At 61.5% G+C, this 21,735-nt stretch carries 22 protein-coding genes; 9 read left to right on the forward strand and 13 right to left on the reverse strand.

Features of this window, described 5'->3' with window-relative positions; all coding sequences use genetic code 11:
- Positions 1 to 15 precede the first annotated feature (15 nt).
- The 3 genes from fabF to fabG form a co-directional block, all read right to left on the reverse strand.
- Entirely contained in the window at positions 16 to 1,281 is a 1,266-nt protein-coding gene (fabF, locus tag ACMYR2_RS09585; RefSeq protein WP_347263402.1) for a beta-ketoacyl-ACP synthase II, read from the reverse strand.
- Positions 1,282 to 1,375: 94 nt separating this feature from the next.
- Entirely contained in the window at positions 1,376 to 1,615 is a 240-nt protein-coding gene (locus ACMYR2_RS09590) for an acyl carrier protein (protein WP_002716125.1), read from the reverse strand.
- Between the two features lie 274 nt (positions 1,616 to 1,889).
- On the reverse strand, positions 1,890 to 2,627 hold the full coding sequence (gene fabG / locus ACMYR2_RS09595) for a 3-oxoacyl-[acyl-carrier-protein] reductase (RefSeq protein WP_347263401.1): 738 nt from the start codon (positions 2,625 to 2,627) through the stop codon (positions 1,890 to 1,892).
- Positions 2,628 to 2,695: 68 nt separating this feature from the next.
- Here fabG and ACMYR2_RS09600 point away from each other — a divergent pair, with 68 nt between their 5' ends.
- Complete coding sequence (locus tag ACMYR2_RS09600; RefSeq protein ID WP_347263400.1) at positions 2,696 to 3,139, forward strand: hypothetical protein; 444 nt, start codon at positions 2,696 to 2,698, stop codon at positions 3,137 to 3,139.
- A gap of 53 nt (positions 3,140 to 3,192) precedes the next feature.
- Here ACMYR2_RS09600 and fabD read toward each other — a convergent pair whose 3' ends face one another.
- On the reverse strand, positions 3,193 to 4,146 hold the full coding sequence (gene fabD / locus ACMYR2_RS09605) for an ACP S-malonyltransferase (RefSeq protein ID WP_347263399.1): 954 nt from the start codon (positions 4,144 to 4,146) through the stop codon (positions 3,193 to 3,195).
- 381 nt (positions 4,147 to 4,527) lie between these two features.
- On the opposite strand from fabD, the gene rpsF reads away from it, so the two are divergent.
- The 4 genes from rpsF to rplI all read left to right on the forward strand — a co-directional run bounded on the left by rpsF (position 4,528) and on the right by rplI (position 6,986).
- Positions 4,528 to 4,947, forward strand: coding sequence for a 30S ribosomal protein S6 (gene rpsF / locus ACMYR2_RS09610; RefSeq protein ID WP_347263398.1), 420 nt, complete (start codon positions 4,528 to 4,530; stop codon positions 4,945 to 4,947).
- Between the two features lie 5 nt (positions 4,948 to 4,952).
- Complete coding sequence (gene rpsR, locus ACMYR2_RS09615; RefSeq protein ID WP_009799569.1) at positions 4,953 to 5,192, forward strand: 30S ribosomal protein S18; 240 nt, start codon at positions 4,953 to 4,955, stop codon at positions 5,190 to 5,192.
- A 133-nt stretch (positions 5,193 to 5,325) separates the two neighbouring features.
- The gene (locus tag ACMYR2_RS09620; protein ID WP_347263397.1) at positions 5,326 to 6,336 is read left to right on the forward strand and encodes a hypothetical protein; all 1,011 of its coding nucleotides are present in this window, start codon (positions 5,326 to 5,328) and stop codon (positions 6,334 to 6,336) included.
- Between the two features lie 41 nt (positions 6,337 to 6,377).
- Positions 6,378 to 6,986, forward strand: coding sequence for a 50S ribosomal protein L9 (gene rplI / locus ACMYR2_RS09625; RefSeq protein WP_347263396.1), 609 nt, complete (start codon positions 6,378 to 6,380; stop codon positions 6,984 to 6,986).
- Between the two features lie 408 nt (positions 6,987 to 7,394).
- Here rplI and clpA read toward each other — a convergent pair whose 3' ends face one another.
- Together clpA and clpS are read right to left on the reverse strand one after the other, a co-directional pair.
- Positions 7,395 to 9,800, reverse strand: coding sequence for an ATP-dependent Clp protease ATP-binding subunit ClpA (gene clpA, locus ACMYR2_RS09630; RefSeq protein ID WP_416192841.1), 2,406 nt, complete (start codon positions 9,798 to 9,800; stop codon positions 7,395 to 7,397).
- 253 nt (positions 9,801 to 10,053) lie between these two features.
- Entirely contained in the window at positions 10,054 to 10,389 is a 336-nt protein-coding gene (gene clpS / locus ACMYR2_RS09635) for an ATP-dependent Clp protease adapter ClpS (protein ID WP_347265380.1), read from the reverse strand.
- 407 nt (positions 10,390 to 10,796) lie between these two features.
- Between clpS and ACMYR2_RS09640 the strand changes: the two genes are divergently transcribed.
- Positions 10,797 to 12,623, forward strand: coding sequence for a pilus assembly protein TadG-related protein (locus ACMYR2_RS09640; protein WP_416192842.1), 1,827 nt, complete (start codon positions 10,797 to 10,799; stop codon positions 12,621 to 12,623).
- Positions 12,624 to 12,720: 97 nt separating this feature from the next.
- Here the strand turns inward: ACMYR2_RS09640 and ACMYR2_RS09645 are convergent, their stop codons facing one another.
- A complete protein-coding gene (locus tag ACMYR2_RS09645; RefSeq protein WP_347265382.1) occupies positions 12,721 to 13,059 on the reverse strand; it encodes a phasin family protein in 339 nt (112 codons plus the stop codon).
- Positions 13,060 to 13,433: 374 nt separating this feature from the next.
- On the opposite strand from ACMYR2_RS09645, the gene ACMYR2_RS09650 reads away from it, so the two are divergent.
- Positions 13,434 to 15,194 (forward strand): D-alanyl-D-alanine carboxypeptidase, encoded by a 1,761-nt coding sequence (locus ACMYR2_RS09650; protein ID WP_347263357.1) that lies wholly within the window; start codon positions 13,434 to 13,436, stop codon positions 15,192 to 15,194.
- 245 nt (positions 15,195 to 15,439) lie between these two features.
- Here the strand turns inward: ACMYR2_RS09650 and ACMYR2_RS09655 are convergent, their stop codons facing one another.
- A complete protein-coding gene (locus ACMYR2_RS09655; RefSeq protein ID WP_347263334.1) occupies positions 15,440 to 16,162 on the reverse strand; it encodes a DnaJ domain-containing protein in 723 nt (240 codons plus the stop codon).
- Positions 16,163 to 16,532: 370 nt separating this feature from the next.
- Entirely contained in the window at positions 16,533 to 17,159 is a 627-nt protein-coding gene (locus tag ACMYR2_RS09660; protein WP_416194083.1) for a VWA domain-containing protein, read from the reverse strand.
- Between the two features lie 548 nt (positions 17,160 to 17,707).
- On the opposite strand from ACMYR2_RS09660, the gene panC reads away from it, so the two are divergent.
- Complete coding sequence (panC, locus tag ACMYR2_RS09665; protein WP_347263335.1) at positions 17,708 to 18,559, forward strand: pantoate--beta-alanine ligase; 852 nt, start codon at positions 17,708 to 17,710, stop codon at positions 18,557 to 18,559.
- A gap of 34 nt (positions 18,560 to 18,593) precedes the next feature.
- Here panC and ACMYR2_RS09670 read toward each other — a convergent pair whose 3' ends face one another.
- The 4 genes from ACMYR2_RS09670 to ACMYR2_RS09685 all read right to left on the reverse strand — a co-directional run bounded on the left by ACMYR2_RS09670 (position 18,594) and on the right by ACMYR2_RS09685 (position 21,300).
- Positions 18,594 to 19,058, reverse strand: a complete 465-nt coding sequence (locus ACMYR2_RS09670) for a DUF1489 domain-containing protein (RefSeq protein ID WP_347263336.1) — start codon at positions 19,056 to 19,058, stop codon at positions 18,594 to 18,596.
- Positions 19,058 to 19,993: a hypothetical protein gene (locus tag ACMYR2_RS09675; RefSeq protein ID WP_347263337.1), complete on the reverse strand. Its 936-nt coding sequence runs from the start codon at positions 19,991 to 19,993 to the stop codon at positions 19,058 to 19,060. The genes ACMYR2_RS09670 and ACMYR2_RS09675 overlap by 1 nt, the downstream gene beginning before the upstream one ends.
- A gap of 183 nt (positions 19,994 to 20,176) precedes the next feature.
- Complete coding sequence (locus tag ACMYR2_RS09680) at positions 20,177 to 20,380, reverse strand: hypothetical protein (RefSeq protein ID WP_148203817.1); 204 nt, start codon at positions 20,378 to 20,380, stop codon at positions 20,177 to 20,179.
- A gap of 263 nt (positions 20,381 to 20,643) precedes the next feature.
- Positions 20,644 to 21,300, reverse strand: a complete 657-nt coding sequence (locus tag ACMYR2_RS09685) for a glutathione S-transferase family protein (protein WP_347263359.1) — start codon at positions 21,298 to 21,300, stop codon at positions 20,644 to 20,646.
- A gap of 164 nt (positions 21,301 to 21,464) precedes the next feature.
- On the opposite strand from ACMYR2_RS09685, the gene ACMYR2_RS09690 reads away from it, so the two are divergent.
- A complete protein-coding gene (locus ACMYR2_RS09690) occupies positions 21,465 to 21,734 on the forward strand; it encodes a DUF3253 domain-containing protein (RefSeq protein ID WP_347263338.1) in 270 nt (89 codons plus the stop codon).
- Position 21,735 lies beyond the last annotated feature (1 nt).

Below are 21,735 nucleotides of genomic sequence, written 5' to 3' on the forward strand. Positions count from 1 at the left end.
TGCTTGCATCGCACGTTAATTAGCGAGGCGCCGCATGACAATCGACGCGTTGGTGCCGCCGAACCCGAACGAATTCGACAACGCGACATTGATTTCCCGTTGACGCGCCTTGTGCGGGATAAGATCAATCGCCGTTTCCACTGACGGATTATCGAGATTGATCGTTGGCGGGGCGATGTTGTCGCGAATCGCAAGGATGCTGAAAATCGCTTCCACCGCGCCCGCCGCACCCAGCAGATGGCCAATGGAAGATTTTGTCGAGGACATCGATGTTCTTGATGCGGCATTGCCCAGCAGGCGCTCCACGGCCTTCAGCTCGATTTCATCGCCGACCGGAGTCGATGTCCCGTGGGCGTTGATATAGTCGATATCCGATGGCGACACGCCGGCGCGCTTCATGGCCGCGCTCATGCTTCGGAAAGCGCCGTCGCCATCAGGGGACGGCGACGTGATGTGATAGCCATCCCCCGACAGGCCGTATCCCGTGATCTCGGCATGGATTCTCGCGCCACGCCGACGCGCATGCTCATACTCTTCCAGCACAACGATGCCCGCGCCTTCTCCCATGACGAAGCCGTCGCGGTTGCTGTCGTAAGGGCGCGATGCCTTGTGCGGCGTGTCGTTGAAGCTGGTGGAGAGCGTTCGCGCGGCACAGAAGCCCGCCATGCCTATGCGGCAGATCGGCGATTCCGCCCCGCCGGCCACCATGACGTCGGCGTCGCCGAGCGCGATGAGGCGGCTTGCATCGCCGATCGCATGCGCGCCTGTCGAACAGGCTGTCACCACAGCGTGGTTCGGTCCCTTCAGCCCGTGTTCGATCGACACGTATCCCGAAGCGAGATTGATCAGGCGTCCCGGAATGAAGAACGGCGACACCTTGCGGGCTCCCCTCTCCTTCATGAGGACCGCGGTGTCGGCGATGCCCGACAGGCCGCCGATTCCGGAACCGATCAGGGTGCCGGTCGCGCAACGATCCTCCTCGGTCGAAGGATGCCAGTCCGCGTCGTCGAGCGCCTGCCTGGCGGCGCTCATCGCGAAGATGATGAAGTCGTCAACCCTGCGCTGGTCCTTCGGCTCCATCCACTGATCGGGATTGAAGGTTCCGTCGGATCCGTCGCCTCGCGGGACGACGCAGGCGATTCGGCACGGCAGGTCGGTCACGTCGAACGACTCGATCTGCTTCGCGCCGCTCCTGCCATCGAGAACGCGTTTCCAGGTCGTCTCGACCCCGCAGCCAAGCGGCGACACCATGCCAAGTCCGGTGACGACAACGCGCCTCATCTGGAGAACTCCAGCTTCCTTACGGGTCATAAGGAAAAGCCGGTGGACCGTTCGAAAACGATCCGTCCGGCTTCATCATGACCGCGAGAGGGTGTCAGCTTTTCGCGTTCTTCTCGAGAAACTTGGTCGCGTCGCCGACGGTCAGGATCGTCTCCGCCGCGTCGTCGGGAATCTCGCAGCCGAATTCTTCCTCGAAGGCCATCACGAGCTCGACCGTGTCGAGGCTGTCCGCGCCAAGATCGTCAATGAAGCTGGCACTGTCGACGACCTTCTCCGGCTCCACGCCAAGGTGTTCGACCACGATCTTCTTAACCCGCTCGCCAATCTCGCTCATTATCAAACCTCGCGCTTGTTCAATTGGACCCGACCGCAAAACGAGCCATCGTGGATCATTAAACCGGCTAATTCCTGTTGCTATTCTACAGTCGTGTAGGATCTCGGTCTTTCCGCCTTGTGCAGGTGCGGACCGCAAACGACGCAGCCGCCGCACCGCCAATATACAGGGTTTCAATTTCCTGCAATGGCGTTCTTTGCCCACCCGTTCCTGGTCCGGTTATCATACATCGAAAGCCTTGACCACTAGCCCCGGCAGACAAGCCGAAAGCACCTCAAATCATTGCCATTCCGCCGTTGACATGGATCGTCTGTCCGGTCACGTAGGCGGCTTCGTTCGAACTCAGATAGACCGCCGCCGCTGCGATATCTTCCGGAGTTCCGAGGCGGGCCGCCGGGACCTTCGTCAGAATCGTCTCCCGCTGCTTTTCGTTCAGCGCGTCGGTCATCGGCGTTGCGATGAATCCGGGCGCGATGCAGTTGGCCGTCACCCCGCGCTTCGCATATTCCGCGCCCAGCGTTTTGATCATGCCGATCAGTCCGGCCTTCGATGCGGTGTAGTTTCCCTGGCCCGGATTTCCGGTGACGCCCACGATCGAGGTGATCGCGATGATGCGGCCGAAGCGTTTGCGCATCATCAGTTTTGTCGCCGCGCGCGCAAGGCGGAATGTCGCGGTCAGATTGATCCTGATCACGTCGTCCCAATCCTCGTCGCGAAGCTGCACGAACAGGTTGTCCCGCGTGACGCCGGCATTGGCGACAAGAATATCGACCTTCCCCATCGCCTTCTCGGCATCCGGCACCAATGCCTCGACCTCCGCCGTATCCGACAGGTTACAGGGCAGCACGTGAACGCGCTCGCCAAGCGTACCCGCCAGGGCCTGCAGCGCCTCCTGGCGCGTACCGGAAATCGCGACCGTCGCCCCCTGCGCATGTAGCGCCTTCGCAATGGCGCCGCCGATACCGCCGGTCGCGCCTGTCACAAGCGCGGTCCTATCGGTCAAGTCGAACATATCGCCCCCGTTGGAATATCCCGGGCCAAAACGAGAATGGCCACCCGCGTCCGGTTTGCCGCAAGGAAATGCCGCTCGTCAATAACCCTGCCCCATTTTCCGGCCGCAACGGTCGCCTCTCGCAAGGAAACGAGCACGCTCCACCGGAGCCGGCATGGTGTAGATTCATCGTCAATTCAGTCCGCAAGCTCCTACCACCCTTAACCACATCCGGTCTGCTTCCATCGCGCCCATGGAGGATGGTTGCGATGTGTGCCCTTGAAGATCTTTTCCTGATCGTTTGCATGCCGATTGTCTGCGCGCTCGCCTTGTATGGCGTTCGCGGGTGGTTGCTGCTCATGAACAAGGAAACGGAGAGCACCTGTCCGCGATGCGGCCTGGCCATGACGATGGACAAATCCATTGCGGCCGCAACACTGGTCCGCCGCTGCCCGCATTGCGAGATGGAAGCCGACCCGTTTCAGGCGTCGGCGAGCGGCTGGATCAACAGCTCGCTGAAACCGCCCGAGTGAATTGCATCGAACGGCGAATTGCGAGGTCTCGCGGTCTTTGAGCCGTCCCGATCTCAGCGCGCTGCGAGGATCGCATCCCTGGCGGCGGCGATGTCGCCGGGGCCGCCGACCGCGACGCCGGCCGCGTCCTTGGCGATGCGCTTTATGAGGCCGGTGAGCACCTTGCCCGCGCCGACCTCCAGAAAGTGCGTGACGCCCTGGGCGGCCATATAGGCCACGCTTTCGCGCCAGCGCACCGTGCCGGTGACCTGCTCCACCAGAAGTTTCCGGATCGCGTCGGGATCGCTGACGGGAGCGGCGATGACATTCGCGATCACCGGTACCACCGGCTTGTTGATCGTGACCCTGGCGAGAGCTTCCGCCATGGCGTCCGCCGCCGGTTGCATCAGCCTGCAATGAAACGGCGCCGACACCGCCAGCAGCATCGCGCGCCTTGCGCCCTTGGCCTTCGCGATCTCGACGGCCCGATCGACCGCCGCCTTGTCGCCGGACACGACCACCTGTCCGTCACTATTGTCATTCGCGGCCTCGCAGACCTGACCCTGCGCGGCTTCGTCGGCAACGGCCACGGCGACCTCATAATCGAGACCCAACAGCGCCGCCATGGCGCCGTCGCCGACCGGAACAGCCTTTTGCATGGCGAGACCGCGCGTTCGCAGCAGCCGCGCCGTATCCGCGATGCTCAGGCTTCCAGCGGCCGCCAACGCGGAATACTCCCCGAGCGAATGTCCGGCCACGAAGGCGGCATCCCGCGCCACGGATAAGCCCGCCTCGGTCTCGAGCACGCGGAGAGCGGCGATGGAAACGGCCATCAGGGCCGGCTGGGTATTCTCGGTCAGTTGCAGGGTTTCAGCGGGGCCGTCCCAGATGATGGCTGTCAGTTTCTCGTCGAGGGCGGCATCCACTTCATCAAAAACGGCCTTGGCCACCGGAAAAGCGTCGGCCAGCGCCTTGCCCATGCCGACGGTCTGGGAACCCTGCCCCGGAAAGGTGAATGCCGCTGTCATACTCGCCCCTTGAAATTCCGGCCGGAGAGACACCGCGAGGCGGATGATGTCAAGACAGTCGCGCGAGGTCCTTCACGAGGCTCCTCAATGGCTGCGGCGTCGTCGGGACACATTGGTTCGACGGGCATGAGCCTTCAGTGGCTTGTCTCTTGCAAGTCTCTTGCAAGCGGCCCGAAAATCCGTATAACCCGCGCCATCCGCAGATCCCGGCCGGGAGCTGAACGGACGGTCTCAGCAATCTCACCTGTCAGGCGATATTGATGCGGCAGGGCTCATCGGCCCGTCGTCCCGTGCTTCCGCCTTCTGAGCTTATCCCGAGTCCTTTCCAAGGTCTCGAAGGGCTTGCCGCCGGGGTCCGCGCCAACTGAGGAAAGGACACCCATGCCTCTCTATGAGCATGTTTTTCTCGCGCGCCAGGACGCGAGCTCCCAGCAGGTCGAGGAATTGACCAACCAGATCACCGGCGTGATCACGGGACTGGGTGGCAAGGTCACCAAGACCGAGAGCTGGGGCGTACGTTCGCTCACCTATCGCATGAAGAAGAACCGCAAGGCGCATTTCGTGCTGCTCAACATCGATGGACCCGCCACCATCGTCAATGAGATCGAGCGTCAGGAACGCATCCATGAAGACGTCATCCGCTATCTCACCGTGCGTGTGGACGAGCACGAGGAAGGTCCGTCGGCGATGATGCGCAAAGCCGATCGCGACCGTGAGCGCGACGATCGCGGCGGTGGTTTCCGCGGTGATCGCGGCCCGCGCAGACCGCGCGAGGAATCCGCCGCAGTGGTTGAGGAGTAAGAATCATGGCTGATGCCGGTGCACGCCGTCCCTTTTTCCGCCGCCGCAAGACCTGCCCGTTCACGGGCTCGAATGCGCCGAAGATCGACTACAAGGATTCCAAGCTGCTGATGCGTTACGTCTCCGAGCGCGGCAAGATCGTGCCGAGCCGCATCACGGCTGTCTCCGCGAAGAAGCAGCGCGAACTCGCGCGCGCGGTCAAGCGTGCGCGTTTCCTCGGCCTGCTTCCCTACGTTATCCGGTAACTCCGGGACCGGCGGCGGTGTTCGCGCTGCCGCCGGTCGCCTTTCATAAATCATAAGGCTTTCGGATCATCCGGTAGCCGATGGTTGGGGCTCGAATGAGACCCCTAACCGCTCGAAGGGAGCGGGACAGCTGATGACTATGAACCTTCCCGTTGCAATCGCGGCCGGCTGTGCGTCCGCGCTGATGTTCGCCTCGATCATTTCGGGCGCGCTGATCTCGGTGCTGTTGTTCTATCTGGCGCCTCTGCCGCTGATGGTCGCGGCAATGGGATGGGGGCCCGCCTGCGCCGCGATCGGCGGCGCTTTCGCCGCCGCCAGCCTTGGCATTCTGTTCGGCGTGTCCTATTCTGCCGCTTTCGTGCTGACGGTGGCGCTGCCGGCGTGGTGGCTGGGTCACCTGGTGCTGCTCGGCCGCCCGGCCGGCGTGGATGCGCCGCCGCAGCGAACCGGGCAGGCTACCAGCGAGGGGACCGACGCAGCGCTGGCCACTCCGCCCCCGGTCGATTGGTATCCGCTCGGGCGCGTCCTGGTCTGGATCGCCTGCTTCGCAGCGCTGACCACGACCGCCGCGCTTCTCACGCTTGGTTCCGACGCATCGGCGATTACGGATGCCTTGCGTCGCGGTCTGGTTCGCATCGCCAAGGTGCAGGATGGAGCGTCCGGCGACCGGGCCTCGGAAGTCGTCGATGCGTTTGTGGCCATCGCTCCCGCCGCCGCCGCAACCATCGCAATGGCGACGCTGACGCTCAATATGTGGCTCGCGGCTAAGATCACGGCGACCTCCGGCCGGCTGCGGCGTCCCTGGCCCGACGTGAGAACAACGACGCTCCCGCCAATGGCGCTGGTCGCGACGATGATCGCGCTGGCGCTGAGCTTCGTCGGCGGACTGCCCGCGATGCTGGCCCAGATCATGACCGCGTGCCTGATGATGACGTATGCGCTGGCGGGTTTCGCCGTGCTGCACACGATCACGCTGACGATGCGGAACCGTGGACTGTGGCTCGGCTCGGTCTATGCCATCGTGCTGATGTTCGTATGGCCCGTCATCACGGTCGTCGGCATCGGCATCGCGGACGCGGTTTTCGGGTTTCGCCAACGCTACCTGCAACGGCACACGCCCCCGCCGCTCACGCCGAAATCTTGAACTCACTACAGTTGCTCAACACCGAAACAAGAGGATCGAACATGGAAATCATTCTGCTGGAACGCGTGGCCAAGCTCGGTCATATGGGCGAGGTCGTGAAGGTCAAGGACGGCTTCGCCCGCAACTTCCTTCTCCGACGCGGCAAGGCCCTGCGCGCGACCGCCGAGAACCGGGCCAAATACGACGGCATGAAGGCCGAGCTTGAAGCCAACAACATCAAGGCCAAGGGCGAAGCCGCCACGGTGGCCGAGAAGATCAACGGGCGCGACATCGTCGTCCTCCGCCAGGCTTCCGAAACCGGTCAGCTATTCGGTTCGGTCACGGTTCGCGACATCGTGGCGGCGCTGGCCGCCGACGGCATTATCGTCAGCCGCCCCCAGGTGTGGCTGGATGCGCCGATCAAGACGATCGGCCAGCAGAAGCTGACGGTCGCGGTTCATCCGGAAGTCGAGGCCGAAATCAGGGTCACGGTCGCCCGCAGCGTCGACGAGGCCGAGCGCATCCAGCGCGGCGAGGACATCAGCACCCGGCAGGAAGATCGTGACGCAGCCGCGGAAGCGATCGCCGCTGCCGGCGAATTCTTCGATCCGGACGCTCAACACGATGACGAGCCGGCTGCCGAGGACGAGCAGAACGCCGAGGAGAAGTAAGGCTCGTCCCTGCGAGCGGGGTTTGATCTTTCGCTTTTTGCTGGAAGTTAGAGCCTCGCTTCTGATGGGATCAGAAGCGAGGCTCTATGATTTTGATATGACGCGTTTTCTTCACGCGAACCGGGTTCCATCCTCGGGTCAAGCCCGAGGACATGCTTCGCTCGATACGCTATGAAGCGTTTTCCGATTGAAACCGCTATTTCTTTTCGAGCCAGTCGCAGCGGTACGGTTTTTCAGGTTGCGCACTGCTTCTTGAATATCGCAATGGATCATACTCATATCCGGAACAGTTTTGATCCGAGATCATCGTGATCCGGAGCGCCTGGGCTCCGCGCACGACAAAACGGCCGGCACATGATGTGCCGGCCGTTTTGTTTATGTCTCGCTCGAAAACGCGACAGGTCGGACTCAGACCTTAAGCGGCTCTTCCGACGTAAGCCCTCCGCCGCCCGGCTTGGGCTTGCGCGGTGGTGTCCGCTTGCGAGCGCCCGGGAGGTTCTCGGGCTTCGGCGTGACCGGCCCTTCCACAAACTCGAAGCCGATCTTCTCGAGATCGACGCCCGCGACCGCTTCATCCTTGACCAGAACGACGCGGACGTGACCGCCACCCTTGAGCTTGCCGAACAGCACCTCGTCTGCGAGCGGCTTCTTGATGTGCTCCTGGATCACCCGCGCCATCGGCCGGGCGCCCATCTGCTCATCGTAGCCGTGCTGGACCAGCCAGGCCTTGGCCGTATCAGAAAGCTCGATCGTTACAAAACGATCCGCAAGCTGCGCTTCGAGCTGCAACACGAACTTCTCGACTACCATGCCGATGATGTCCGTACTGAGATGACCAAACGAAACAACAGCATCGAGCCGGTTACGGAACTCAGGCGAGAACTGGCGGTTGATCGCCTCGCGATCGTCCCCTTCCCGCTTGTTGCGCGTGAAGCCGAACGCAGCCTTGGCCATGTCGGAAGCGCCCGCGTTGGTGGTCATGATCAGGATCACGTTACGGAAGTTGACCTGCTTGCCGTGGTGATCGGTGAGCCGGCCGTGATCCATGATCTGCAACAGCACATTGTAGACATCCGGGTGCGCCTTCTCGATTTCATCGAGCAGCACAACCGAATGCGGATGCTGATCGACGCCGTCAGTCAGCAGGCCGCCCTGATCGAAGCCGACATAGCCGGGAGGCGCGCCGATCAGCCGTGAAACGGTATGCCTTTCCATGTATTCGGACATGTCGAAGCGCAGCAGCTCGACGCCGAGCGCCTCGGCGAGCTGTTTGGCGACTTCCGTCTTGCCGACGCCGGTTGGGCCGGAGAACAGGTAGGAACCGATCGGCTTCTCTGGCTCGCGCAGGCCCGCGCGAGCCAGCTTGATGGACGCCGTCAGAGCCTCGATCGCGCGATCCTGTCCGAACACGACACGCTTGAGAGTCTGTTCGAGATGCTTGAGAACCTCCGCATCGTCCTTGGACATGCTCTTGGGCGGGATCCGGGCCATGGCCGCGATCGTGGTCTCGATTTCCTTGATCCCGATCGTTTTCTTCCGCTTGTTCTCGGTCACCAGCATCTGCGCCGCGCCGGATTCGTCGATCACGTCGATCGCCTTGTCCGGCAGCTTGCGGTCGTGAATGTACCGTGACGACAACTGCACCGCCGCCTCGATGGCATCGTTGGTGTACTTCAGCTTGTGATAGTCCTCGAAATACGGCTTGAGGCCCTTGAGGATGGCTATGGCATCCTCGACCGACGGCTCATTGACGTCGATCTTCTGGAACCGGCGCACCAGCGCGCGATCCTTTTCAAAATGCTGCCGGTATTCCTTGTAGGTGGTCGAGCCCATGCAGCGGATCGTTCCCGACGCCAATGCGGGCTTGAGAAGATTCGAAGCATCCATCGCGCCGCCGGAGGTCGCTCCCGCGCCGATCACCGTGTGGATCTCGTCGATGAAGAGAACGGCGTTCGGATGTGCTTCGAGTTCCTTGAGCACCTGCTTCAACCGCTCCTCGAAGTCGCCGCGATAGCGCGTGCCCGCCAGCAGCGTTCCCATGTCGAGCGAGAATATGGTCGCGGCCGCCAACACCTCGGGAACTTCGCTGTCGACGATGCGCTTCGCCAGTCCTTCGGCGATCGCGGTCTTGCCGACGCCGGCGTCGCCGACGAAGAGCGGGTTGTTCTTCTGCCTGCGGCATAGAACCTGGATCGCCCGGTTGATCTCGGCATTTCGTCCGACCACCGGATCGATCTTGCCGTCCCGCGCCTTCTTGTTCAGGTTGACGCAGTAGGTGTCGAGCGCGTCGCCCTTCTTCTTGGCGTCGTCGCCGCTCTTGGTTTCGGTCTCTTCGTCGACGCCGCGCACCGGTCGCGCTTCGGAAACGCCGGGGCGTTTGGCGATGCCATGACTGATGTAATTCACCGCGTCGTAGCGCGTCATGTCCTGTTCCTGCAGGAAGTAGGCGGCATGACTCTCGCGCTCCGCGAAAATCGCGATCAGCACGTTGGCGCCAGTCACCTCCTCGCGGCCCGACGACTGCACATGGATCACAGCCCGCTGGATGACGCGCTGGAAACCGGCGGTGGGCTTGGCGTCGTCAGCGGCTTCCGCCGTGACCAGGTTTTCAAACTCGGTCTCGAGATAATTCACGAGGCTGCCACGCAGCTTGTCGAGATCGACGCTGCAAGCCCGCATGACCGCCGCCGCATCCGAATCGTCGACCAGCGACAGCAATAGGTGTTCGAGCGTGGCGTATTGATGATGACGCTCGTTTGCGATCGCGAGCGCCCGATGCAGGGATTGTTCCAGGCTTTGAGAAAAAGTTGGCATTGCGCGTCCTCTAGGGTCTCTTGGCCATCATGATCGCCATCGCCCCGTCAGGCAACAACAACCTTATGTCAACAATATAGTGGTACAATTTCCGGAGGGAAAGGGTCCGTCTTCCGCCAACAAAACAGCGCGCGGGTGCATTCTCGCCGGCAGGCGCGCATAGCGCCCATGCTCGACCGAGCCGGCGCGGATTGAACCTGCGAATCCGGGCAGCCGCGAAATATCCGTTCCGGTTTTTTGCGAATCGATACGCTTATTTTTTTTCCATCACGCATTGCAGCGGATGCTGGTGCTTGCGCGCGAAATCCATCACCTGCGTGACCTTGGTCTCGGCGACCTCGTAGGTGAACACGCCGCATTCGCCGATACCATGATGGTGAACGTGCAGCATGATCTGGGTGGCGGCCTCCAGATCCTTCTGAAAAAATCTCTCAAGGACGTGAACGACGAACTCCATCGGCGTGTAGTCGTCATTCAAGATGAGCACGCGATAGAGATTGGGACGTTTCGTCTTCGGCCTGACCTTGGTGATGACCGAAGCGGCCGGATCGCCACGGCCACCGGCGCGGTCGTCTTCGTCTTCACTCATTCTCGGTGCTGGAGGGATATCCCTCGCGGACAGCACGGACGTTCCGGGTGTTTGAATGACGGGCGGCTTCAGCATGGCTCAGGCGTTCGATGTCTTCGGCATTCGATGTTTTCAGCGTTCGATGTTTTCAAGCGTCGATTTCCTGCCAGGATAAACGATGGAGCCGGCAAGGTGACCGAGCGCCACATCAGTTCAGGCATAACGTATCCGGGCCGCCCCATCTCGTGACCGTCGGCCCGGACGGATTAAGTATGGGTTTGTATTGGCCTCACCGCAAGATCGTAATTGCTGCCGAAACGCCTGTCGATCACGGGCCGGCCTGCGGGGCGGATGGTTAACCAACTCCTCCCGCCCTCCCCGGATGTCCGATCATCCCGTTCATGGTCGGTTGACGATGGATAATCATTTTGAACGGCTGCCGCAATTTGTGCGGCTATTTACCTGCTTTCTCAGGACAACTTTACCACACGTTTAGCCGGGACGCCCGAAATGCGGCTGGAGCCAACGGATCGGTGTCAGCCATGTCTGGGACGTCAACTTGCAAACGGATTCGCAATTCGATCAGGCGTTTTGATCGGGATTTCCGGGGCAACATCGCGCCTATTTTCGCGATCGCGCTGCTGCCGGTACTGGGCTTTGTGGGCGCCGCTGTCGATTATACGCGGGCGAACGCGGCCCGCTCGTCGATGCAGGCGGCCATGGATTCGGCGGTGCTGATGGTTTCCAGGGACGCGGCGGCCAACCCGGCCATGACGTCCCAGCAGATCACCGACGCGGTGCAGCGCTACTTTAACTCACTTTATAACGACAAAAGCGCGTTCAATGTCAGCATAAGCGCGACCTATACCCCAAGCACGTCATCGGCGGCGGCCAAGATTCTCGCCTCCGGACAAGGCGCGATCAAAACCGACTTCATGAAAATCGCAGGCTTTCCGCAGCTCAGCTTCGGAACCAGTTCCACGTCCACGTGGGGCAATTCGCGGATGAGGGTCGCGCTGGTCCTCGATAACACCGGCTCGATGTCGTCCAACGGCAAGATGTCCGCGCTGCAAAGGGCGGCAAAGGACATGATCGACTCGCTGTCGGCTTTTGCCAAAACAGCCGAAGATGTCTACATTTCGATCGTTCCGTTCGCAAAGGACGTCAACGTTGGAACTTCCAACGTCAGCGCATCCTGGATCAGTTGGTCAGAGTGGCTGGACGAGCCCCCGATCCTTAAAAACTCCAAGCCGAGCAACTGGGATACCACCATTGCCGACTCGAATTGTCCCTTCACCAACAATAACCACGGCTTCACCTGCACCGATCGTCCGGCAACCTTGAGCGGTGCCAGAAGCGCCTCCAGAATTCCTTCCAGCGGAAGGTACGCCGGATACATTTGCCCTGGCGTGGATAACGGCAGGAAGATTCCGGGCAAGAACGGTGTTCTTTACAACGGATGCTACCGGACGGTGACAAAAACCATTGCCTCGGGCTCAGGCGCGAGCTGCGGATCCACCCCGCACTGCGATTGCAGCGGGAGCGGTCGGAACCGGGTTTGCACCCAGGTGCTTCATCCTTGGCGTGATACGGACAATCCGGGAGCGGCGGCAGCCGCCCCCGCCGCTCCACGGCCGTCGGCAGCGGAAGCCGATGGTGGCTGGACCGGTTGCGTCAACGACCGCGACCAAGCCTACGACATCTCCAATGCCGATCCCTCTTCAGGCAGCAGCGGAACACCCTCCACGAAGTTCTACGCCGAACAGTTGAACGGCTGTCTTCCGGCCACCATCACGCCGGTGAGTTCTCAATCGAGCACCTTGAAGAACCAGATCGACTCGATGTCGCCCAGCGGCAGTACCAACCAGGCCATCGGCCTCGCGTGGGGATGGCAGACCCTCAGTACCACGAATGGTCCTTTTCCGGCTCCCTCCAAGGATAGAGCATATGTCTATCAGGACTATCTGGTGCTTCTATCCGACGGGTTGAACACCCAGAACCGTTGGTCCGGCAATGGAAGCGACCACTCACCAGAGGTCGATGCGCGGCAGGCGCTGCTATGTCAGAAGGTCAAGGACAGCGGCACAGTCATTTTCACGGTCCAGGTCAATGTCGGCAACAGGGATCCGCTATCGCAGGTGCTGCAGAACTGCGCCTCCAACGGAAATTTCCAGATGATCACATCGGCTAACCAGACCGCCGACGCTTTTCAGAACATCCTCACGCAAATCTCGCAGCTCCGCATCGCCAAATAACGAGGTCGCGAGCACCAGCAAAAAACCCGGCCGAAAATCGCGGCCGGGCTACTCGTTATATTCGAGGTCTTTTATCTTCGGGGTCTTGGCCTGGGGATCAGCGGGCGTCCGGGACGAACTTCGCGGTAAAATCCTCAAACGGCTTATAGGCTTGCTTGGCGAGATCGACATAGAGTCCACCAATTTTCTGTGACTCGCTGACGAACGTCTCGTAGGCGGTTCTGGCATACGCGGTCTGCGTCTCGATCGCCTGATCCAGCGATTTCGCCCCGGCGAGTTTCTCGGTGAATGCCCTGCCATCTTCAAACGACTTTCGCGAGTAATCGCTGAAAGCTACAGCAATCTCCTGAATGCCTTTCTGAAAGCCGCTCGCGGCTGACACCGCGGCGTCGAACTGCTCTTTACCCTGCTGCTGAATGTCTTCGATCTTGGTCATGATGAATTCCTTATGGTCGCCAGACGGATTGGAGTACCCGCCGTTCTGTCAAGATTATAGTGCGGCGCACAATGAAATACAAGTTTATTTGTGCGTCGCACAAAGGCGACATTCGATTCGAATTCGGCAGGTTCCATCAAGAGTTACTTAACGCTTTCGAAACTCCGGCCTCCTACGCTGATTCCCGCATCTTGAGCGTTCCCGGTGAAAAGGCAAAAAAGTACCTTGGAACCAGGCTCTTAGCCAGAATGGCAATCAGACCCTGCCACCCTCGCCGAGAGAACCGGTTTGCGCTGAACGCTCAGATCAGATGGCCGGGCAAAATTTTGCCTCACGAACCGGTAACTAACGTCGAACACAGGACGGGGAAGTATATGCTTCGCACCACCTTGGCTTCCTCGCGCGCGACGCGTGTTGGCGCGCTTGGGCTTGCAGCGATCGTCGCCGTCGTTTTTACGATCGACCATGCAGATGCGCGGCGCGCCCGCCAGCATCATCGCCACCAACAGCAGGTGCGGCATAGCTACAATCCGCCATTCGCGTCGATCGTGGTGGACGCCAATTCCGGGGCGACGCTGTCGTCCACCAGCCCCGACAGTCTTCGCCATCCGGCATCGCTCACCAAGATGATGACGCTCTACATGCTTTTCGAGCGTCTGGACGCCGGCAGGATCGGCCTCGACAGCGAGATGCGCGTTTCAGCGCGCGCGGCCGCGCAGAATCCGACGAAGCTCGGCCTGCGACCGGGTCAGACCATCCGCGTCGAAGATGCGATCAAGGGACTGGTGACGAAATCCGCCAACGACGCGGCGGTCGTCATCGCCGAGGCGATCGCAGGCGACGAAGATGACTTCGCCAGGATGATGACGCGGAAGGCCCGCGCGCTCGGCATGACACGGACGGTCTATCGGAACGCTTCAGGTCTTCCCGACGACGATCAAGTCACCACCGCGCGGGACCAGGCAACGCTTGGCCGTGCGTTGCAGGATCGTTTCCCGCGCTACTATCGCTACTTCGCGACCACCTCATTCACGTTCCGCGGTCGCACCATTCGGGGCCATAACCGCTTGGTCGGCAGCGTCGATGGCGTCGATGGCATCAAGACCGGCTATATTCGAGCCTCCGGCTTCAACCTCGTCACCAACCTCAAGCGCGGCAATCGCCATCTTGTCGGTGTGGTTCTTGGCGGCCGCAGCAGCGGCTCCCGCGATGCAACCATGCGCAAGCTGCTGGCCGAAAACCTCGACAAGGCCGCGACGCGGAGGACGGTTGCCGCAATCACCGAGAGCAGCATGGCGGAGGCCAATGCAAGGGCAGCCGAGGATCAGGCGCGTTCACGGCCCAGGGGCGCGACGCAGATGAACGGCGCCGTTCAAGTCGCGTCGACTGTGCCGGAGCCGGTCTCGCTGCCGGCTGAACGTCCTGCTCATCTGAGCCGATCGCTGGTAACGGCCTCGGCGGCTGCGTTGCCCTCGAAGCGGCCTGTGGCAGAACCGGCTCCCTTGACCAGTGGCGTTATCGACACCCAGCCTATCGACGCCGTTCCCGGCTCCTCCGAACCGATGAAGCCGGTGCGCGTCAAGACGGTCCAGGTCAGGGCGAAAACGGTCAGACTGGCATCTGCCGGGCCTGCGCCCGCTGTGCCGCCGGCCGCCGGCGACGCCGCGGCGGATCGCGAGGCGGCGCCGGAAACGTCGGGCTCGGTCGTGGCGCGGGCGAACATGCCGCCGCAGCCTGCCAACTTCGGCACTGGTCAGGGCATCCTGGGCGTGCTTCCGGCTTCCAGTCTTCCTTCTTCGACACGGCAGGCGATGGCTCACGCGGAGCCGGCGCCTGCGGTTCAGCCTCGGACAGTTCAGAAGAATGGCGCGCTCAAGCCGGTAGCGTCGCATTCGGGTTGGATCATTCAGGTCGGCGCGCTGGAAACCGAGAGCCAGGCGCGCGAGCGTCTCGATGCGGCCCGAGGTCGCGCCCCCAAGATGCTGGGCAAGGCTGATCCCTTCACCGAGCCCGTCGCCAAGGGCAGCAAGAAGCTGTATCGCGCCCGCTTCGCCGGCCTCGACCGCGCCGAAGCCGAAGCCGCGTGCCGCAAGCTGAAGCGTTCGGATATATCCTGCATCACGATCAAAAACTGATCGCACGTCCCGCAGTCATACGTGACGCCAGAATTCCGGGTCGAGCCCGGAGATATGCTTCGCTCGAAAACCCTATAGGTTGATCTACGCACCCAACCCACTCCATGCAAACCACTCGTCAACAATTGACGGATAATGTTCAACGCAACGATCGATCCGCCGGACAACGGCGGGCGAAACCGGGGCCACGTCCGACAGAAAGACAGAAGCAACTCGCAGTGTAGCGTTTGGTGGCGTTGTTGGAGTCAGCTGCGATGAGTGCGAAGCAAAGTATCCTTGGCCGCGTTTACGCGGGCCGCGAGGTACGTCGACCCCCCCTGGTCGGGATGCAGTTTCTTCATCAGCCCCCGATGCGCACGGCGAATCTCGTCGCTTCCCGCCCCCGGCTGCAAGCCAAGGATCTGATAGGCCTCCTCGTCCGTCATTTTGCCGCCCGGCGACGCGTGGCTCCTCCCCCCTGCCGGATCGCCTTGCGCGTTATGACGCCAGGCGGGAAACCTGCGGTCCAGATAAGCTTCAAGTAACGCGCAACTCTCCGCGTCAAAGCCGGTCATCATGGCGAGAAGCCGAGGCAGGTCGAAGTCATCCAGCGAGCGGCCCGCATCGGGTCCGTCAATGATCCATCCGCCGAGGCGGCCGCTGGCGTGATCCAGGACCATATCGAGAAACCGCGAACGCACCTGAGACGTCTGTGCGCCGGCCGTATGCTGCTTTCCCGCGCCGAAAAGTCTGGCGAAAAATGCCATGCCTGAAGGCGACCATCCTAAAAGCCCGATGCCGAGAGCCGCCAGCGGCAGCGCAAGCGCCAGTTCTCCCCTGCTGCCGATGAAAGCCGCCATTCCAAATGCGATGATGCCGCCGGCGAGCCTGATGGCTCGCGCCAGAACGGCCGGATTCGCCGCCCGCAACAATTGAAGCAGCAAATACAGAAAAAGAAACGTGAAGAGTCCTGCGATCAGTGTCGGCATGGCGAACAAATAGTAGCTCTGCGCCGTCAACGAAAGCGATTGTATGCGGCGGCATAGCAGCGCTACGATTCCGGGGCTGCGGCATGAAAACACTTTGGAAGCGTTTTCTCACGCAAGCGTATCCATCCCCTGGGGTCAAGCCAGAGGCATGCTTCGCTTGCAAACGCTATAGCGTTTGCAAGCGAAGTGGCACCGGTTCGCGTGTAGAAAACGCGTCAAATCAAAATCATAGAGCCCGCTTCTGATTCTATCAGAAGCGGAAAGGCTCTAGAGCGGCGGCTGATCAAATGGAATTAGCGCCGCCGCTCCAGTTAATTGATTGAGCATCGGATTTATCCCGAAACCGGTTCCCACTTTCGGGTCCGATGCTCTAGGGTTTCATCTGTCCCAACAGCCGGGTCGCGCCTGTTACGGTCGTCGACAGCCGCCGCAAGGCCTCCCGGCCGCCCACCGCATAAGCCGCCGCCGCACGAAGCAGTTCGCGCAGCTGGCTCGCCGCGCCAGGATCGAACCGGCACCAGGCGCCACCGGTCAGCCGCGCGATTTCCCGAAAAGCCTGCTCGGCCATCGCATCATGCCCTTCCTGGAACATGAACACGGGGACTTTCAGCAGCCCCAGTTCTCCGGCTTTCGCGCAAAGGTCGTCCACCGATTCTTCCATCGCGTCGCCGACGAAAACGACGGCCCTGATGCCGGACGCGACCGCCTCGTTGCGCGCGTGCGAAAGAACCTTGCCGATCTGAGTGTTTCCACCGCGGCAATCGATGGCGCTCATCAACCTTGCGAGCTTCGCACTGTCGGGTATCCAGCCGCTGGAACGGCATTCGTCGAGTCCCCGGTAGTAGACAAGGCGAATGTCGAGGCTGCCGATGCCGGCCGCTTCGCGAAACATGTCCGCCTGAAGGGTGCAAGCCATGTCCCAGGTCGGCTGCCGGCTCATGGTGGCGTCGAGCGCGAACAACAGCCTGCCACGGCCGTCTGACGCATAAGGCGACATCGATCGCGCCTTGGCGACGAACGCGGCGATGTCCGACGAAGATGACTTGACGTCAGGCAACGGAGCGCTTCCGCCGGACGGCGGGTTCCGGCAGATCGTCGGATTTGGAGAACGTTTCGGCGGCTCCGGATCGTAGGCCATCGAGACTCACAAGGGATCAGGGCACTATAGCGCTTTCGAACGAAGTGGACGCCGGTTCGCGTTAAGAACTAAGAAAGCGCGCCAACTCCAAATCATAAAATTGTGCTTTTGATCTGTCAGCGTTAGGAGTGGACGGGCTCTATGTGGCGTAAACCGCTGATAATTCAAGCAGGACGAATCGACTGACGAGACCGGCTGCCTGACCAAATCGCGCTGTTGTCAGGTTGTTCCCTGTTTTTCACAGCTTCATGGAAACGGTGAAAGACTCTACCCTTCTTTATGTTTTGACACGTTTTCTTCGCGCGAACCGGATTCCGCCTCGCTCGAAAAAGCTATAGTTGAGGTGCGTTCTCCCCGTGGCCGCGCATGCGGCCTCCCCGTCCCTGGAACTTATCCAACGAGCAGCAATGCCGCCTGCCCCCGCTGTCGTTCGCACCTTGCCCTCGCTACGCCGCGCTCTGGAGCGCCTGCGGTCGCGGCGAGCCACCATTGCCCTGGTGCCGACCATGGGTGCGCTTCACGAGGGACATCTGGCGCTGGTGCGTCAAGCAAAGAGGCGCGCATCGAAGGTCGTCGTCTCGATTTTCGTCAATCCGACCCAGTTCGCGCCACATGAAGACTTCGGATCCTACCCGCGAACCTGGAAGGCTGATCTGGCCAAACTCGCCGCCGCGAAGGCCGACCTGATATGGCGTCCGGACGTCAGCGCGATGTATCCGCAGGACTTCGCGACCCGGATATCGACCGAAGGTCCCGCCGTGGCGGGCCTCGAAGATCGTTTCCGGCCGCACTTTTTCGGCGGGGTAACGACCGTGGTTGGCAAACTGTTCATCCAGTGCCGGCCTGATCTCGCCGTGTTTGGCCAGAAGGATTATCAGCAACTCAAGGTCGTGACGCGGATGACGGCTGATCTCGATCTCGGCGTGAAGATCATTGGTGTTCCGATCGTGCGCGAACGGGATGGGCTCGCCATGTCGTCACGCAACGTCTACCTGTCGAACGAGCAGCGCGCTCTCGCGCCGGCGCTTTATCGCGCCCTGAAGGATGCGGCCGGGCGTTTGCGGAACGGGGACCATCTCGAAGCCGTCATGGCGGATGGCGCGAGGGCGATCGAGGACGCCGGCTTCTCGCTGGATTATTTCGAGGCGCGCCACGCCGAAACGCTGTCACCGGTCGGCTCGTTAAAGGACGGCCCTGTCAGGCTATTGGTCGCAGCTAAAATCGGGGCGACGCGCCTGATCGATAATCTCGGTGTTTAATCCACCCTCTTGCCCACTCATTCCCGATTTCCACTTACAGCAACCCCAGATCGCGCAACTCGCGGCGCATCGGCTCGGGCATCGCCGCGACGCTCGCGGCGTTGCTGCCGAGGTCGGGAGGAGCATCGGCGACGGACAGGTAACGCCACCCCTGAAAGGGGCGCATCGGGCGCGGTCTGACCGCAATCACCTTCGGCTCCATGACCAGACGGCATCGACCAATACCGTCTCCGTCGCGAAAGGGTTCGATGCCGATCAGCTTTTCCCGTGCAGCGATTTCGCCTTTGATGACCCAATAAAGCGAGCCGCCCGCGAGCAACTCGTCGCCGCGTTTCGGTGTCATCCGGGTGATGTGGATATGATGGCGCGGCAAGCCTTGCAGCGTCGCCTGCTTCATGCGTTCGGCGATCCAATCCCTGAGCTCCTTTACGGATTCGCAGCCCACGGCGAGTTTGACCAGGTTGAGGCGCCTGTCGGCGGCAGCGGTCGAGCGGATCATCAGTTCTGTGATGACGGTGGGGGCGCAAGGCGGACGGGCGGAGCCGCGTGCGGCTTCGGTGGATGCGGCTTCTTCGCGGCCGGACGCGGTTTCGGGGTGGCGTGCGCGGCCGCCGAGGATGATGCCGGCGGGGCGGCCGCCGCACCGGTCGCCGGCTCGGGCGTCATGATGCTGATCGGCGGAATGGATTCGGCCGTCGGAAATTCCATGTTCGTCGGATTGCCGGTCGGCTCCGATACGAGCGCCGGACCGGGGGGCATATCGGGTGCGGCAGCCTGCGCCGCTGCAGCAGGCGCGTTCCAGGATGACGCATAACGCATCACCAGATTTTCATAGAGCTGCTCGTTCATGTTTGCCACGATGCGGCTGTGATCAGTCAGCGACTGGAAAGCGGCACAGTCCGATGGCTGGCAATGGTCTCGCGCCACCAGCACATGGGCGACCAGACCATAGCGGTCGCGCTCGATCGCCCGCCGCAGCGTCTCCAATTCCGGCGCTACAACGCTGCCGTCCGCAGCCGCGGCGCCGAACGATCTTAACCTGCTGATTTCGGAAGCGACGTAGGAAACGGCGGCGGCCGCCGCGTCTGGCGTCCCGAACAGCGCCTTCTCGCAGGCGCTCTCGACCACCTCTCCGGCCAGCCCGTCAATGCAGGATAACGCCGGCATCGCGACGTTGAACCGGGCGCCCTGGCTTTTCGAATCCAGCGAGCGGTTGCCATCCGCCTCTAAGGTGCGAAGCGCAACCGCCGCCGCGACTCCGATCGCGAGCAACGTGATGATGGTCAAGACGCCATTAGCGACCGACTTTTCGGCACGGATAAGCGTCAGAAATACAATGAACGCGAAGAAAACCGCCCCGGCAAGCGTCAGCCACATCGGAAATGCAGGCGAGCGCCAGACTTGATCGAGTGATGTCACCCAGGCCCAGTTCATGCTCCATGCCCTCATGCCGAACGGTGGGCCAGCATAGACAATCGGCAAATGCCGATACGGCCCGGCTATTCAATGATCCGGGAATACGGCGAAATCAGCCCGACCCCGCATGTTGTGAGCGAGGTCCGGAGCCATTGTAGCATTTTCGAGCGAGGTGGATACGGTTCGCGCGAAGAAACCGCTCTAGCAAGCGGCGAGCTGGCTTTCCTTTGCGACGCGCTCGAAAGCCTCGGCTGAATTCTTGATCCTATACTGGAAGTCGTCGCCATCAGTGGGAAGCAGCCGGATCACTTCGTACGTGCCGCTCGCAGCCGGCCGTGCCACGTTGCTCGCGGTGAAAAGGACTGTTTCTCCAACGAGAAATTTATGCTTCAACGCCTTCTCCATCAGATATCAATAGCAGTCTGTCCGCGCCCACAGCGGTGCAGCCGGTCAAGGTTTTTGGCTCCTATAGCATGCCATTGAGGCATTTGGCGAGTCATAAACACCATGGCGGAATTACGGATTCCGCAGATTTTCCAGTAATGTAAATGCCTTTCAGTTGTTGCGGCTTTGAGTTGTTGCGAAAGGAATACCGCGAGCGAGGGTTGTGGGCGACAGGAAGGGAACGTCGGCTGGCCGGCCCTTACACCTTGCGGGCCAGCGCTCGTTCAGTCAGTTTCGAATCTCTCGATCACCAGGGTTTCGGCGAGCCCCTGCTCGGTCCACTCGCGAAACGCGGGCTGCGCCATCATCGCACCCATGTATTCCCGCACCGGGGTCGTCACTTCGATCGCATAAGTCCGGAAGCGATGGACCACCGGCGCATACATGGCGTCCGCCGCGGTGAAGGATCCGAACAGGAACGGTCCGTTCCTTTCGGATCGTTGGCGGCAATCGGTCCACAGTTCCTGAATGCGAGCGATGTCGGCTCGCGCGTTGTCGGAAAGCGTCTTTGGGCCGATCGGCCGATGCAGGTTCATCCCGCATTCGCGGCGGAGCGCCGAGAAACCGGAATGCATTTCCGCCGAGATCGACCGCGCGTATGCGCGGCTCGCCGGGTGTGCCGGCCACAAGCCTGCCTCTGGAAATCGTTCGGCGGCATATTCGATGATCGCGAGCGAATCCCAGACGGTCACCTCGCCATCGATCAGCGCCGGGACTTTGCCGGCGGGATTTATATCGAGGATGCGCTGCTTGTCGGCCGGGCCGGTGTAGAGCGGAATCAATTTTTCCTCGAAGGCGATGCCGCCGGCCCTGAGCGCCAGCCAGGGCCGCATCGACCACGACGAGTAGTTCTTGTTTCCGATCACAAGCGTCAGCGTCATGGTTTCTACTCCCGCATCGGCGCATCGCGCCGCGATCACCGCCATCCATCTATTCCGTTACGGCTCGCGCGTCATGTCTCCATTCAACGGCCGAGGCCGGCTCCCTCCGCCGAGATTTTTGATCACTCTTGCGGAGCGTCCGTCAGTGCGCCATGGCACTATCCATGACCACGCAAGATTCGCATTCGACGCCCTCCCTTGAAAACGACATTCTGAAAGTCTTGACGCGCGACGCCGCCAGAACGCTGAGCGCGCCGGAGCTTGCACAGGCCATTGCCGCGGAATCCGACTGGCGCAACCTGCTGATGCCGATCCGGCGCGCGGCCGTGGCGCTGGCTCAATCCGGGCGTCTCGTGATCTATCGCAAAGGCAAGCCGGCCGATCCCCTCGACTTTCGGGGCGTATACCGGGTGGGATTGCCACGACTGGACTGAA

The sequence above is a fragment of the Nitrobacter sp. TKz-YC01 genome (assembly GCF_047824785.1).
Lineage (GTDB): Bacteria > Pseudomonadota > Alphaproteobacteria > Rhizobiales > Xanthobacteraceae > Nitrobacter.

Coding starts and splice junctions, on each gene's coding strand:
- fabF (WP_347263402.1), bottom strand. CDS start 1,281: ATGAGGCGCGTTGTCGTCACCGGACTTGGCATGGTGTCGCCGCTTGGC.
- ACMYR2_RS09590 (WP_002716125.1), bottom strand. CDS start 1,615: ATGAGCGAGATTGGCGAGCGGGTTAAGAAGATCGTGGTCGAACACCTT.
- fabG (WP_347263401.1), bottom strand. CDS start 2,627: ATGTTCGACTTGACCGATAGGACCGCGCTTGTGACAGGCGCGACCGGC.
- ACMYR2_RS09600 (WP_347263400.1), top strand. CDS start 2,696: ATGCCGCTCGTCAATAACCCTGCCCCATTTTCCGGCCGCAACGGTCGC.
- fabD (WP_347263399.1), bottom strand. CDS start 4,146: ATGACAGCGGCATTCACCTTTCCGGGGCAGGGTTCCCAGACCGTCGGC.
- rpsF (WP_347263398.1), top strand. CDS start 4,528: ATGCCTCTCTATGAGCATGTTTTTCTCGCGCGCCAGGACGCGAGCTCC.
- rpsR (WP_009799569.1), top strand. CDS start 4,953: ATGGCTGATGCCGGTGCACGCCGTCCCTTTTTCCGCCGCCGCAAGACC.
- ACMYR2_RS09620 (WP_347263397.1), top strand. CDS start 5,326: ATGACTATGAACCTTCCCGTTGCAATCGCGGCCGGCTGTGCGTCCGCG.
- rplI (WP_347263396.1), top strand. CDS start 6,378: ATGGAAATCATTCTGCTGGAACGCGTGGCCAAGCTCGGTCATATGGGC.
- clpA (WP_416192841.1), bottom strand. CDS start 9,800: ATGCCAACTTTTTCTCAAAGCCTGGAACAATCCCTGCATCGGGCGCTC.
- clpS (WP_347265380.1), bottom strand. CDS start 10,389: ATGAGTGAAGACGAAGACGACCGCGCCGGTGGCCGTGGCGATCCGGCC.
- ACMYR2_RS09645 (WP_347265382.1), bottom strand. CDS start 13,059: ATGACCAAGATCGAAGACATTCAGCAGCAGGGTAAAGAGCAGTTCGAC.
- ACMYR2_RS09650 (WP_347263357.1), top strand. CDS start 13,434: ATGCTTCGCACCACCTTGGCTTCCTCGCGCGCGACGCGTGTTGGCGCG.
- ACMYR2_RS09655 (WP_347263334.1), bottom strand. CDS start 16,162: ATGCCGACACTGATCGCAGGACTCTTCACGTTTCTTTTTCTGTATTTG.
- ACMYR2_RS09660 (WP_416194083.1), bottom strand. CDS start 17,159: ATGTCGCCTTATGCGTCAGACGGCCGTGGCAGGCTGTTGTTCGCGCTC.
- panC (WP_347263335.1), top strand. CDS start 17,708: ATGCCGCCTGCCCCCGCTGTCGTTCGCACCTTGCCCTCGCTACGCCGC.
- ACMYR2_RS09670 (WP_347263336.1), bottom strand. CDS start 19,058: ATGATCCGCTCGACCGCTGCCGCCGACAGGCGCCTCAACCTGGTCAAA.
- ACMYR2_RS09675 (WP_347263337.1), bottom strand. CDS start 19,993: ATGAACTGGGCCTGGGTGACATCACTCGATCAAGTCTGGCGCTCGCCT.
- ACMYR2_RS09680 (WP_148203817.1), bottom strand. CDS start 20,380: ATGGAGAAGGCGTTGAAGCATAAATTTCTCGTTGGAGAAACAGTCCTT.
- ACMYR2_RS09685 (WP_347263359.1), bottom strand. CDS start 21,300: ATGACGCTGACGCTTGTGATCGGAAACAAGAACTACTCGTCGTGGTCG.
- ACMYR2_RS09690 (WP_347263338.1), top strand. CDS start 21,465: ATGACCACGCAAGATTCGCATTCGACGCCCTCCCTTGAAAACGACATT.